This window comes from Turicibacter sp. HGF1 (assembly GCF_000191865.1).
Taxonomy (GTDB): Bacteria; Bacillota_I; Bacilli_A; order MOL361; family Turicibacteraceae; genus Turicibacter; species Turicibacter sanguinis.
This window is the reverse complement of record NZ_AEXQ01000053.1, coordinates 1-13261: the sequence shown is the minus strand read 5'-3', so window position 1 is coordinate 13261 and position 13261 is coordinate 1. Positions and strand designations below refer to the sequence as shown.

Sequence of the window (13261 nt, the reverse complement as noted above, 5' to 3'; positions counted from 1 at the left end):
TTTTTTGTTTAATGAATAGGCCCTGCTTTTTATTCCCATGTTTTGCTTTTCCTTGGATTTCTGGTACAGGTGGCATATCATTTTTAGGATGTTTTTGTTTTTTGTTACTTTCAGTTCCATGTGGTTCACTTGGATCTGGACGTTTCATACCTGCTTTTGCCATATTTATCACCTTTCTTTCATTCTTATTATGAACTGATTTTCGGCGCATATGCTCGCTTCAAATTAAAATTTTTTTGAAAATTTTGCTACTCTCTTATACCCTTTCCATCTCTTCAATCTTGTCGAATTTTAACTTTTTAAAACTCTTTTTATCACGCAACTTGTCCCTTTATTTCGTTAGCGTTATGATAAATTTGAGAGATTAATCTCTGCTAATCTACGATGATTTTTAAGAAGAGGGGAATTGTGTGATGAAAAAAGTGATTTATTCACCAACTAAATACATTCAAGGGCCAAATGAGTTAGCACATATATGTGATTATGCAATGGATTTAGGCATTTCTGGCGCGTATGTCATTGTTGACCCATTTATTTTATCTCATTATGAAGAGACGATTCAAACCAGTTTCAAACGACAACAAATAGCTATTCACCTAGATGCTTTTAATGGGGAATGTAGTAAAACAGAAATTAATCGAATCATTGAAAATGTCAAAAAAGGAAACCTAAATGTGATCATCGGAATTGGAGGGGGAAAAACACTCGATACGGCAAAAGCCGTTGCTTATTTCTCAAATTTACCTGTTATAATTGTTCCAACCATTGCTTCTACTGATGCACCTTGTAGTGCCCTATCTGTTCTTTATACAGATGCAGGTCAATTTGACCGCTATTTATTCTTAAAAACAAATCCGAATGTTGTGATTGTTGACTCACTTGTTATTGCACAGGCTCCATCTCGTTTACTAGTTTCAGGTATGGGAGATGCCTTGGCCACTTATTTTGAAGCTCGTGCTTGTCATCGTTCCAATGCCTTAACGATTGCAGGTGGCACTTGTTCACTTGCAGCCTTAACGTTAGCAAAACTTTGTTATGAAACGTTATTAGTTGATGGTTATCAAGCAAAGTTATCTGCAGATCATCATGTTAATTCTAAAGCACTCGAAAATATCATTGAAGCAAACACTTATTTAAGCGGTGTTGGTTTTGAAAGTGGAGGACTCGCCGGTGCTCACGCGATCCATAATGGTTTAACAGTCTTAAAAGAAAGTCATCACATGTATCATGGTGAAAAAGTAGCCTTTGGGACACTCGTTCAACTCGTGCTAGAAAATGCGCCAAAAGAAGAAATCGATGAAGTGTTAACTTTCTGTCGTCAACTAGGCCTCCCAACCTGCTTAAAAGACCTTGGAATTACAAATCCAACAGAAGATCAACTGATGGCAGTTGCAACAGCAAGCTGTGACCCACAAGATACGATTCATCATATGCCATTTGAAGTCACTCCAATCGATGTCTATAGTGCTATTTTAATTGCAGATCGTCTAGGTGCTCAGTTTGCCTAACAATCATAAAAGGAACTCAGATTTTAACTTGAGTTCCTTTATTTTTTATTCAAAAAATTTAACTAAGTCTTCCTCAACGGATGAAATACCACCAATTTCAAACGTTTGAACTAAAAAGTCCACAATATTTGGTGATAAGAAAGCAGGTAACGTAGGACCTAAATGAATCTTTTTCACACCTAATGATAAAAGAGCTAATAAGACAATGACGGCTTTTTGTTCATACCATGCAATATTATAAACAATCGGTAAGTCATTAATATCTTCAAGTCCAAATGCTTCTTTTAATTTTAGGGCAATGACGGCTAATGAATAAGAATCATTACATTGGCCTGCGTCAAGCACACGAGGAATTCCATTGATTGTTCCAAGATTTAGCTTATTATAGCGATATTTCGCACATCCCGCTGTTAAAATAACAGAATCGTCTGGAAGGGCGCTAGCAAAATCTGTATAATACTGACGCTCTTTATGACGTCCATCACACCCAGCCATGACAACGAAATGCTTAATCTCTCCTTTTTCAACCGCTGAAATAATCTCAGATGCTAACGTCATCACTTGATGATGAGCAAATCCTCCTACAATTTCTCCTTGTTCAATCGCTTTAGGTGCTTCACATGTTTTAGCCAGTTCAATGACTTCACTAAAATCTTTGCGACCATCCACTAAAACCGGAATCACTTTAAATCCAGGATATCCCGTATTTCCCGTTGTAAACACACGATCTTGATAAGTGGCACTTTGACGAGGTGGGACTAAACAGTTCGTTGTAAAAATAATCGGTCCATTAAACGTTTCAAACTCTTTCGTTTGTAAATGCCATGCATTTCCATAATTTGCTTTTAAATGATCATATTTTTTTAATTCAGGATAATAGTGTGCAGGCAACATTTCACTGTGCGTATAAATATCAATTCCTTGATCTTTAGTTTGCTCAAGTAATTGAACTAAATCGTGTAAATCATGTCCGGTGATTAAAATTCCTGGACGTTCTCCAACTCCAATATTAACTTTTGAGATTTCTGGATGGCCAAATGTTGTGGTATTAGCCGTATCAAGTAAAGCCATTCCCTCTACCCCAATACTTCCAAGTTCAAGTGTTAGCGAAACATAATCTTCTAGTGTTAGTGATTCATTAATTAAGGCGGCCATCATTTTGTGCATTCCCATGTATAGTGATGGTTGAACATAGCCTAATTTTTGCGCATGTGATAAATAAGCTGCTAACCCTTTAACTCCAAATAACATCAATTCACGAATTGAACGAATATCTTCATTTTCTGTTTGATGAATGGCCACTTTTAAAGCTTTTTTAATCATCTCTTCTTTAGTTTTAGCAATGAAGTTCATGATATCATGCTTAAGGATGGGTAACTCACGACCAACTAATTGTTCTTTTAATTCCTCACGGTAGGTTAAGCTTTGCAGCGTGCGTGTTACAAATTCTTCTTCCTCAAAATTAGCATTCGTAATCGTTGCAAATAATCCTTCCATGACAAACTCATGAATCTCATCAGATACAGTTTCAACTTCTAAAACAAGCGTCGATACACCAATTAATGAATAGATAAACGTATCCATTAAAGCCGTTAATTCAGGGGATTTTCCACATACACCAAAGACAGTGCAGCCTATCCCTTTCGAAGCTTCTTGACATTGATTACAAAACATTTCCATCTCTATCACTCCTTCTTCTCAACAAAGCTATTATATAAACCTCTTCAAGAACAAGATGTGAGGTAGGTCACATTTTTAAAGATTTTTTTAAAAAAAAGATGACCAAAGGTCATCTTTAGCTTTCAAGCCACTCTCGATTAACACGCATTTGTTTTTTGGAATACTCACATAATCCTTCTTCTTTTAAAGAGGACAATAATCGACTAAACGTTTCACGACGAATACTTAATAACTCTGCCATTTCCTGCTTTGTTAACGGCATCTCAAATACAATCATCCCGTCTTTTTGAAAAGATTTATGTTTCATAAATAATTGAATCACTTTTTTAAAGCGATCTCTTGCATCAATAAAAACTTGATCAGTCAGTAATTGTTGGACACCTTCTAATCGGCGATTCAAATGACAAAACCATGCACGTGTTGCCTGATGATTTGATAAGATAGCTTTTTCTAGTTCAGGAATCGGAATAGCGACCACCACCGTTTCCTCTAGTGCAACACCAGAAGCAGGATATTGGTGAGGGTCATTAAATAAAACACTTAAAGCCACTAGATTTCCTCTTGAATAAATTGAAAAAATCTTTTCCTGACCTTGAATAGATGTTTTTAGAATTTTTAAAATTCCTGATTTAATATAATAAACAACCGTTGCCGCATCTCCTTGAAAAAATAAGGGTTGTCCTTTCTCTAGTTGAATTTCATAACTTTGTTGTTTTAGCCTTTCAATTGACTCTTGATTAAAAGAGATCAATAACGGATGTTGATACATAGAATCACTTCCTATTTTAAATCTGCAGGATATTGAAGTCCGATTTGACGACGAACCTCATCTAAAACACTCATCACCTGCTTTGAGCGTTCCAATGTATTGACATTGGATTCTTTCTTTTGCTTTAAAATCGTTTGAATAAATTCTTCAAGCTCATACTTCATATCTGCTTCATCATGAGGAATCGCTAACTCCTCAATCTCACCATTTCGATATTTAATTTGAACTTGATGGAATCGATTAATTCGATCAATCATAACCGTTCCATCTTCTCCTTGAATCTCCGACGGTAAATAAGAGTTAGAGATTTTAGAATACATGACACAAGCCTCCATTGTAGGATATTTAAAGATGATACTCCCTTCTCCATCTACACCTGATTCAAGCATATAGGCACTTGCCTTTATCTCACCTGGAAGTCCAAATAAATGAATCATCGGAGCAATCGTATAGACTCCAATATCAAGTAAAGCACCATTTGATAACTCATTTTTAAACGCATTTAAGATTGTCCCGCTTCGATAGGCATCATATCTTGAAGAATATTGACAGAAGCTTGCACTGTATCGACGAATGGTCCCAATTTTATGAAGATGGTCTTTAAGCAGTTGAAAAGTTGGTAACACAGTGGTCTTCATTGCCTCCATTAAAACAACTCCATTTTTAAACGCTGCTTCGCACATGGCTTCAACTTCTTTTAAGTTAGAAGCCAAGGGTTTTTCACATAACACATGTTTTTGATGATTTAAACATAAGATAGCTTGCTTAGCATGATAGGCATTCGGTGAGGCAATATACATCGCATCGACGACATCATCTTTTAAAAGCTGTTCAAGGTTAGTATAAATATACTCGACACCATACTTCGATGCAAATTCAAGACCTCGCTCTTCTGTTCTAGAATAAATGGCATTCAACTTAAAAGATTCAAGGCTCATCGCTGCTTTTAAGAATTGTTCTGTAATCGTATTCGTTCCAATAATACCAAATCGTATCTGTTGAGTCATTCCATTTCCTCCACCTCTTTAAACTACTATTAGCATACGCAGAAAAAAAACCTCTGTCAAGTTAGAGACAGAGGGTTTAATTTTAAGCTTTATGTTTCACAAAATAGTTAACGATGATAAATGTTATAACGGCTGGTAGCAACCATCCAAATCCTGAAGATTGAAGGGGTAAATAATTCAACGCAGACGTTAAGGCTGTTAAATTCATGAAAGAACCAATCGTTGTTAATAAACTAATTGCTAACGTCACATAAACCGTCATGGCTACAGCAAAGTCATGTTTAACCATTTTTCCTAGTAACGTTAAAATAATTAAAACAATGACAATCGGATAAATAATATCTAAAGCTGGCCCTGCTAAAGCTACAATTTGATCAACATCATTGGTTGCCATAAAAAGACTAATCACAGTTAAAATAATGGCATTCACTGCGTATGGAATTTTTCCCTTAAATAATTTGGTGAAAAACTCTGCACTTGCCGTTAGTAAGGCAATCGCCGTTGTTAAACAAGCGACTGTTGTACAAATACTTAAAAAAATCGTCCCAAGCGAACCAAAGACCGCTTTGGCAATATACATAACAAGTTGTGTACGAGTAAAACTTACATCAACAAGCGAAGAAGTTTGGGCTCCTAACATCATTAACCCACCATAAATAATCGCCAATCCACCAATTGCAATTAAACCTGACATTAAAATAATTTTAGAAACACTCTTATGGTCTTTATAGCCTTTATCATGGACAGATGAAATAATAATCGTTGCAAAAATAACAGCCGCAATAGCATCCATCGTTTGATAACCTTCTTTAAAAGACGTTGTGAAAACTTGTGAAACATCCAGTGTTGCTACTTCACCAATTGGAAATAACATCCCCTTTGTAATGATCGCAATTAAGACAAATAATAGAATAGGAGTTAAGACTTTCCCAATCGCATCTACAATTCGTGTGGGTTTTAAGACAAAGAATAACGCAATAGCAAAATAAATAATCGTTGTTAACCACTGTGTTGCATTAGGTAATAACGTCACAATCCCTAATTCAAACGTCGTTGAGGCAGTACGAGGAATTGCAATAATCGGTCCAATCGCTAAAATTAAAATAATCGTCGCAACGGTAGCGAACGGTTTAGAAACGCGAGAAGCCATCACTTCAAATGATCCTCCTGCGCGTGAACACGCTAAAATTCCAAGTAAAGGTAACCCAATTCCGGTAATTAAAAACCCTAGTAAAGCTGGAATCACTTGATCTCCAACTGTGTTTCCTAAAAAGGGTGGGAATATTAAATTCCCTGCGCCAAAGAACATGGCAAACAAGGCAAACCCAATCACTAATGCATCTTTAAATTGTTTACTCTTCATTAATATCCTCCTTGATGTCTATAATTCTAGCTGTTTTCTCCATTAACGACACATGGTAATATACCGAACAAACTTCCCTTTAACCGCTTCACATTGTTCAATGACTTCAAACCCAGCAGCTTTTAATTGCTCATCCATTTTAACTTGTGTCACAATAATAAGTTCATCAGCAATACGACGTGCATTCTCAATAATCATTTGCTGAATCTCTGGCGAAATCGGATTAAAATGTCCATATGGAAGGTCAATAATCGCCGTATCATAATGAGTTTTTATCTCTTGAATATCTCCAATTTGAATCACATTCTCATATCCGTAGTGTTTTAAATTTTCTTCTGCTTTCCAAGCTACTTTAGGATTTAACTCATTTCCAATGATATTTCCTCCCACTGTGAGTACCTCAAGGACAACAGTTCCGGCACCACAACATGGATCAATTATTTTTTTATCAAATTGATGACCCACCGCTAAGTTAGCAACAGAGCGTGAAACACGAACACTTAATGAAAAGGAGTAAGAATGAGGCTTATTCTCATGCTTCACCCACTCATTACAATTGGGTTCAAGTGTGCCAAAATACCATTTGCCATTTAACTCCGTCAATCCTAGCAATTGTTTCGGTTCATACATATCAGCTTCGCCACCAATTAATGAACCAATCGCATAAAGACGTTTTAATCGCTCTTTATATTCAAGTGATTGATCTTTAAATCGCATAAATAATAATTTAAATGTTTCAAAACTCATCGGTTGCTTTAAAACCATTTCATGTAATGATTCAAAGGAATCAGCTTGGTAATAAATCGTCAGTCGTTCCTTAATAAAAACACTACGTGATGGATTAATCTCAATATCAGATAAAATCCATTTGTCTTCAAACGATTGATTTAATAAAATCTTCATTTCAAGTCGACAAAGGCTTTCTTCACCTTCAGCGTAATTAATGACATATAAATAACCTTTAATCGGTAACTGTTCGATCATGATTTCGTCGTCCTCTTCTATTTTAGTTTCATTACAAAAAACACTAGTCTTCATTATAATTGAAAAAATGACATTTTTCAACATCATCTATCTCAAGTTCACAATGTATAGTAAAATAAATATTAGAATACATCAAGGAGGCACACTTTTTAAATGATTAGATTATTATTACTTGCACTATTATGGCTCACTGGATGCCAAGCTAAACAAACACTTACTATTGATTCAACTCTATCCATTTTCAAAACGCAAGCCAATTTAGAAGAAACAATGAAACAAGAATTTAACGAAACTACCTATTCAATTGATTCTCCCTATCTCGTCCATGACCCCTACCAAAATTCTCCCCTTTCTTATCTTGTCATGTTTGAAACAGAAGAACCCTCAATGATTAAATATCAAGTCCTTGGACATACCGAACAAGCAACCTTAAGTTATGAAACCAACAGTTATGAAACGACACACCAGTTAACGTTAATCGGATTATATCCAAATGAATCAAACACCATTTTATTGAGTGCGACCAATGAAGCGGGACAAACGATTTCACATGAGATGCAAATTCAAACTCCGCCACTTCCAAGTGATAGCCTACAGGTGACACTTAATCAGTCAACTCCCTTGACGCATACAACTCGATTATTTTTAGCAACCGATGATACATATAAATATCTCATCGACGAGTATGGAGATATCCGTTTCATTCAAAATTCTACATCGGGTTCTATTACTTCGCTCCCAAATGGAAATTTATTAACTTATCACGGGCCTTATTATTTTTACTATCAACAACAACTAGAAGAAATTTCTTATTTAGGACAAGTTCAAAAACAACTATATATTCCCGGTTCTGGACATCATTCTCTAACCTTGACCGCAGATGGCAATTACATTATTAACTCAAGCGATAAAACAGATGAACGATATACAGAAGACCATCTTTATATCCTCGATGCTCAAACTGGAATTCCCCTTCAAACCATCAATTTAAGAGACTATCTTGATATTAATCGCTTTAAAGACACACTACCTGAATCCGTTAAAGGTGACTTAGATGACTGGTTTCATTTAAATTATGCGATGATAGATGAGAGTGACGAAACAGTCATCGCTTCTGGACGTTCTCAAAGTATGGTTGTAAAACTTGATCCAACCACTAAACAACTAAAATGGATATTAGGTGCACCTGATGAGGTTAATGAACAACTTAAACCGTATTTATTAACCCCAATTGGTGAAAACTTCACCTGGTTTTTCGCCCAACATTCTTCAAAAGTTCTAGAAGATCTTGATCAAAATCCAGATACAGTAGATTTAATTTTGTTTGATAATCATGTCGATATTGGCGTATTTCCAAGGGAATCTTACCCAGATTTGAATCAATACAGTCGAGCAGTTCACTATCGAATTAATGAACGCGAGATGACTGTCGAACAAATTTGGTCGTTTGGAGAAAATTTATCTCCAGCCCTAACCTCAACCATCATTAGTGAAGTCGATTACTTGCCAAAGACGAAGTCGATGCTTATGTTATATGGCTTCATTCAACTTAATCAATCAATGGGTGGAAAGTTATTTGAAGTCAGTGCCACGGATTCGAATGATATTCTCATGGAGATGACCTTCAACAAAGAAGGTATCAATCACATTTACGCCATTGACACCTTAACCTTTGATGAATTAAATTTAAATTATTCTTTCACGAATTCTAATGCAACGTCACTTGCTAAAGAAAATTTAATGTCCTTTAAAGAACCTCTTAATCTAGATAATCCCACTCAAACAAAATCTTATGATTCTTCATTTTTATCGACGATTGAGTTAGTCGATGATGTTTTATATTTAGATGGCTACATCGAAAAAGCTCAAATCACCGATTCATTTGCGCTCGTCTTAACTAATGAATCTCATGAATCTTTTACCTATTCAATTCACAGTGCGGATTGCTATGCTGTCAAAACTATTGACGAACTTCCAACCGGTCTTCAAAATCGTCTTAAAAAAGCTGTAAAGAAGCAGACACTAGTTCAGTTTATTGATCGCACGGATCTTTCTAATCTTGAAAAAGGAACTTATCGTTTGTCATTCTATTTAAAATCAAATGACGCTTTAGTGTTGTATGAAACAGACTATAGCCTTAAATTACATTAAAAAGGATGCCTCGTTATTGAGGCATCCTTTTGACTATGATTTGATTAATTTAGAATTGGTTTTGGTTAAATTCCTTGAATCTTTTTTAGAACTAAAGACTATTTTTAACAAAATCGGTGTCACAATCGTTGTGATAACCACTACCACGACAATCGGTCCAAAATTCACGGCACTCATTAATCCAAGTGCTGCCCCCTTACTAGCCACAATTAAAGCAACCTCTCCACGGGAAACCATTCCAACGCCAACTTGAAGAGATTCTTTCGTTGAATAATGACACAGTTTAGCTCCAAGCCCACAGCCAATTATTTTTGAAATAATCGCAATCACCACCAAAACAACGGTAAATAAAAGCAAAGTCTGGTTCATCCCACTCAAATCTACTTGGATTCCGATACTTGCAAAGAAGATGGGTGAAAGCAACATATAAGAAATTGTTTCAAATCTTGACGTAATATAATGAACACATGACGTATTTGATAAAATTAAGCCTGCAATAAAGGCTCCCGTAATATCAGCGACCCCAAACCACTCTTCCGCTAAAAAGGCAAGAATTAAACAAAAAACAAATGAAATGACGACAAATCGTCTCATATCTCGGTTGTATCGTTGAACCCAATAAATGAAAAATTTATAGAAAAGCATTCCAGCTAAAATGGCAAATACAAAAAATAAGATGACTTTTCCAAGAACTAACACAATATTAACAGAAGAATCTGCGCAACTTGTAATAAGGGTTAGTGCTACAATTCCTAAAATATCATCGATGATTGCGGCTCCTAGTATCGCATTCCCAGCTCGTGTATTTAACTTCCCTAACTCCTTCAACGTTTCAACTGTAATACTCACGGATGTAGCCGTTAAAATAATACCGATAAAAATATTTTGTAAAGTATGACTAACCCCCTCTGCTGTTGATGTCTGATTGAAAAATGAAGCGGTGATAAATCCAAATAACAATGGAACTAACACCCCAAAAACTGCAATCACAAATGAAGCTTTCCCTGTTTTTTTCAATTCTTGTAAATCAGTCTCAAGGCCTGCCGTAAACATTAAGACAATCACGCCAAGTTCAGCAATTTGTTTAATAAAGTCTGTCTCGTGCAATACATTTAACATCGCTGGTCCAAGAACCAATCCCGCTAACAAGGCTCCTACAACCTGAGGCATGGAAAACTTCTTCGTCACTAATCCTAATCCTTTCGTACTTAATAGAATTAACGCAATATCAAACAAATAATTATAAGACAACATAACCTCATCTCCATTTTTAATATTCCCCTAATTTAGTGATTAACCAAGGTAATATAGCACGTTACCTTCGCACAGTCACACACCTTTTGTCGAAAAAAATACACTCATTAAAATGTTTACGTTTTATTTTTGAAGAATCAAAAAACACTCCGCTTTGGAGTGTTTTCTCATTATAACTTATGAATTTGTTTATAAGTCTCTAAAATATATGAATCCAATTCCTTTAAGACAGCTAAACTCTTAAAGGTCACACGGCTTGTATAAGACTCACTTTTTGATGGTGCTTCAAAATCAAGTCCGAGTCCTTCTACCTCTTCTTGTGATAAGTGAGTTAAAATATACTGCTTACGCCCCGTTAATTTGCATCGAAGCAACACCTTTTTATTCGTATAAATTGTAAAATAATTTCCCACCATTTTAACTGTTAACTCGTCCATTAAATCATACTCCGTTTTAATCATCTGAGTGACAGTCAATAAAATTTCATCTTCAATAGAAACCGGCTCTACAGAACCCGACACAACCTCATTTTCGTGTTCAAGCGGTGACCCTTCTTCGCTTACCTTAACTTCTGTTAAGTCAGTGATTTCTTCTTTTACCTCAACTTCTGTTAAGTCAGTGATTTCCTCTGTTGCCTCAACTTCTGTTAAGTCAGTGATTTCTTCTGTTACCTCAACTTCTGTTAAGTCAGTGATTTCTTCTGTTACCTCAACTTCAGTTAAGTCAGTGATTTCCTCTGTTGCCTCAACTTCATCTTTTGCTAACTCTGAGAAATCTTCAGGAGCTATTGCTTCAATCGATTCTTCATCTGAAACGAAACTATCCATTACCTCTTCAACTGAAGAGACACTCTCTTGAATACTGTCATCTAGATCATGAAAACCTTTTTCTTCTGAGAAATCTCTTTCAGGATCTATCATGGGAACCGTATTAACATATAGAGATTTAAATTCATCCATTTTAGCTAGACACCAACGAATTCCAATCACAGCAATAAAACAGAAAACTAAACATGTGGTACTTATTTTAACCGATGGTAAATTAAAAAAGAAAATAACAACACTAAGAACTAATAAGCCAATAAATAATGCAGCTCCTTTTCGATATAGCATATATTTTTGACTCCATTTATCTACTTCGCTTAACAACTTTAACACCTCAAACTTTCGGGCCATTCCTTACAACTATACCTTATTTTATCAAATTTTCCTATATGATGTTATATAAAATTCGACATTTTTGCACATTTTTTTTGCATCAAATCTCAAAAAATTTATGAGTTTAAAATGAATTATTAAATAAAAGAGCTAACTTTTAAATGTTAGCTCCTCTTGTTATAATCCAATTAAAATTCCGACTAAAGCTCCCGCTACAATAAAAATAATTGGATGTTTATTGATTTTATTCGTCACAACATATAAGACTATAAATAAAATAAGTGCCTTTAGATTAAACAAATTAAAAATAGATTTAGTCTGATTAAAGGTATCAAGTGATAAAACTGAAATTTTAAAAACAGCAAATCCAGCAACCGCAATTAAACCTGTAACAGCCGGTCTTAAGGCATAAAAGACAGCCTGAACAGCCTGACTCTCTTTAAATTTATTTAAAACATGTGCCACAATGATAATAATAATAACCGATGGTGTAACCAACCCTACTGTTGCAAGGATACCACCTAATATTCCAGCGGCATTAAACCCTGCATAAGTTGCCATATTAATTCCAATAGGTCCAGGTGTTGATTGAGAGACCGCAATCATATTTCCAAGCATTGCTTCATCAAACCATGTGTATTTTCCCGCTAATTCATATAAAAAGGGTAAAGTGGCTAACCCTCCACCAACAGCAAATAACCCAATCTTAAAAAATTCAAAAAATAAAATAACATATGTCATTATGCTTTTTCACCTCTTCCACCTTTAACAACTAATCCTACAATAGCAGCTAAAATCACAATAAATACCGGAGAAATGTTGATGATAAGACCTAAAGAACCTAAAACTCCGATTAAAATCGTGATTATCACAATACTTAAACAAACTTTATCAATCACAGAACCTTTCCATAACTTGATTACAGCATTTAATACCAGAACGCAAACCGTTACACGTATTCCATTAAATGCATGCTGTACGATTTCAAACTCAGCGAAAGACTGTAAAAACGCGGCCAAAATCATAATAATCACTAATGATGGAAAAACAACGCCTGCTGTCGCAACAATTGCACCTAAAACTCCATGATGTTTATAACCGATAAAAGTGGCTGTATTAACCGCAATAACGCCTGGAGTACATTGCCCTACTGCATAGTAATCCATGACTTCCTCTTCGGTTGCCCATTTTTTTGTTTCGACAACCTCTTTTTGTAACATGGGTAACATCGCGTACCCACCACCAAAGGTTAATCCTCCAATTCGACAAAAAGTCCAAAACAAATCTAAATAATCGTGCATGTCTTAACCTCCAAAATCTTGTCATTCTTAACTATTATATCTCAAAATTTCCATATTAAAAGAAAATACTGTTTTCAAATAAAAAAA

Annotated in this window: 11 protein-coding genes; 2 read left to right on the top strand and 9 right to left on the bottom strand. The window is 35.3% G+C overall.

Annotated elements, in window-relative coordinates:
- Positions 1-413: 413 nt before the first annotated feature.
- Positions 414-1508: a glycerol dehydrogenase gene (locus HMPREF9402_RS05080; protein WP_009606716.1), complete on the top strand. Its 1095-nt coding sequence runs from the start codon at positions 414-416 to the stop codon at positions 1506-1508.
- A gap of 45 nt (positions 1509-1553) precedes the next feature.
- Here the strand turns inward: HMPREF9402_RS05080 and hcp are convergent, their stop codons facing one another.
- The 5 genes from hcp to HMPREF9402_RS05055 all read right to left on the bottom strand — a co-directional run bounded on the left by hcp (position 1554) and on the right by HMPREF9402_RS05055 (position 7311).
- Entirely contained in the window at positions 1554-3188 is a 1635-nt protein-coding gene (hcp, locus tag HMPREF9402_RS05075; RefSeq protein WP_009606717.1) for a hydroxylamine reductase, read from the bottom strand.
- Between the two features lie 115 nt (positions 3189-3303).
- The gene (locus HMPREF9402_RS05070) at positions 3304-3957 is read right to left on the bottom strand and encodes a Crp/Fnr family transcriptional regulator (protein WP_006784925.1); all 654 of its coding nucleotides are present in this window, start codon (positions 3955-3957) and stop codon (positions 3304-3306) included.
- Positions 3958-3968: 11 nt separating this feature from the next.
- A complete protein-coding gene (locus HMPREF9402_RS05065; RefSeq protein ID WP_009606721.1) occupies positions 3969-4964 on the bottom strand; it encodes a Gfo/Idh/MocA family protein in 996 nt (331 codons plus the stop codon).
- 82 nt (positions 4965-5046) lie between these two features.
- A complete protein-coding gene (brnQ, locus tag HMPREF9402_RS05060; protein WP_009606723.1) occupies positions 5047-6327 on the bottom strand; it encodes a branched-chain amino acid transport system II carrier protein in 1281 nt (426 codons plus the stop codon).
- 42 nt (positions 6328-6369) lie between these two features.
- Complete coding sequence (locus tag HMPREF9402_RS05055) at positions 6370-7311, bottom strand: TRM11 family SAM-dependent methyltransferase (protein ID WP_009606722.1); 942 nt, start codon at positions 7309-7311, stop codon at positions 6370-6372.
- A 153-nt stretch (positions 7312-7464) separates the two neighbouring features.
- Here HMPREF9402_RS05055 and HMPREF9402_RS05050 point away from each other — a divergent pair, with 153 nt between their 5' ends.
- Complete coding sequence (locus HMPREF9402_RS05050; protein ID WP_009606720.1) at positions 7465-9462, top strand: aryl-sulfate sulfotransferase; 1998 nt, start codon at positions 7465-7467, stop codon at positions 9460-9462.
- 33 nt (positions 9463-9495) lie between these two features.
- Here HMPREF9402_RS05050 and HMPREF9402_RS05045 read toward each other — a convergent pair whose 3' ends face one another.
- The 4 genes from HMPREF9402_RS05045 to HMPREF9402_RS05030 all read right to left on the bottom strand — a co-directional run bounded on the left by HMPREF9402_RS05045 (position 9496) and on the right by HMPREF9402_RS05030 (position 13174).
- Positions 9496-10716 (bottom strand): cation:proton antiporter, encoded by a 1221-nt coding sequence (locus HMPREF9402_RS05045; protein WP_039930851.1) that lies wholly within the window; start codon positions 10714-10716, stop codon positions 9496-9498.
- Positions 10717-10886: 170 nt separating this feature from the next.
- Positions 10887-11891, bottom strand: a complete 1005-nt coding sequence (locus tag HMPREF9402_RS05040; RefSeq protein ID WP_238526646.1) for a hypothetical protein — start codon at positions 11889-11891, stop codon at positions 10887-10889.
- A gap of 159 nt (positions 11892-12050) precedes the next feature.
- Positions 12051-12614: a chromate transporter gene (locus HMPREF9402_RS05035; protein ID WP_006784918.1), complete on the bottom strand. Its 564-nt coding sequence runs from the start codon at positions 12612-12614 to the stop codon at positions 12051-12053.
- A complete protein-coding gene (locus HMPREF9402_RS05030) occupies positions 12614-13174 on the bottom strand; it encodes a chromate transporter (protein WP_006784917.1) in 561 nt (186 codons plus the stop codon). The genes HMPREF9402_RS05035 and HMPREF9402_RS05030 overlap by 1 nt, the downstream gene beginning before the upstream one ends.
- Positions 13175-13261 lie beyond the last annotated feature (87 nt).

What these genes read in the sequence shown, in the direction of transcription:
- HMPREF9402_RS05055 (WP_009606722.1), bottom strand. Translation starts at nt 7,311, where the DNA reads ATGATCGAACAGTTACCGATTAAAGGTTATTTATATGTCATTAATTAC.
- HMPREF9402_RS05065 (WP_009606721.1), bottom strand. Translation starts at nt 4,964, where the DNA reads ATGACTCAACAGATACGATTTGGTATTATTGGAACGAATACGATTACA.
- HMPREF9402_RS05080 (WP_009606716.1), top strand. Translation starts at nt 414, where the DNA reads ATGAAAAAAGTGATTTATTCACCAACTAAATACATTCAAGGGCCAAAT.
- HMPREF9402_RS05035 (WP_006784918.1), bottom strand. Translation starts at nt 12,614, where the DNA reads ATGACATATGTTATTTTATTTTTTGAATTTTTTAAGATTGGGTTATTT.
- HMPREF9402_RS05040 (WP_238526646.1), bottom strand. Translation starts at nt 11,891, where the DNA reads ATGGCCCGAAAGTTTGAGGTGTTAAAGTTGTTAAGCGAAGTAGATAAA.
- HMPREF9402_RS05030 (WP_006784917.1), bottom strand. Translation starts at nt 13,174, where the DNA reads ATGCACGATTATTTAGATTTGTTTTGGACTTTTTGTCGAATTGGAGGA.
- hcp (WP_009606717.1), bottom strand. Translation starts at nt 3,188, where the DNA reads ATGGAAATGTTTTGTAATCAATGTCAAGAAGCTTCGAAAGGGATAGGC.
- HMPREF9402_RS05050 (WP_009606720.1), top strand. Translation starts at nt 7,465, where the DNA reads ATGATTAGATTATTATTACTTGCACTATTATGGCTCACTGGATGCCAA.
- HMPREF9402_RS05070 (WP_006784925.1), bottom strand. Translation starts at nt 3,957, where the DNA reads ATGTATCAACATCCGTTATTGATCTCTTTTAATCAAGAGTCAATTGAA.
- HMPREF9402_RS05045 (WP_039930851.1), bottom strand. Translation starts at nt 10,716, where the DNA reads ATGTTGTCTTATAATTATTTGTTTGATATTGCGTTAATTCTATTAAGT.
- brnQ (WP_009606723.1), bottom strand. Translation starts at nt 6,327, where the DNA reads ATGAAGAGTAAACAATTTAAAGATGCATTAGTGATTGGGTTTGCCTTG.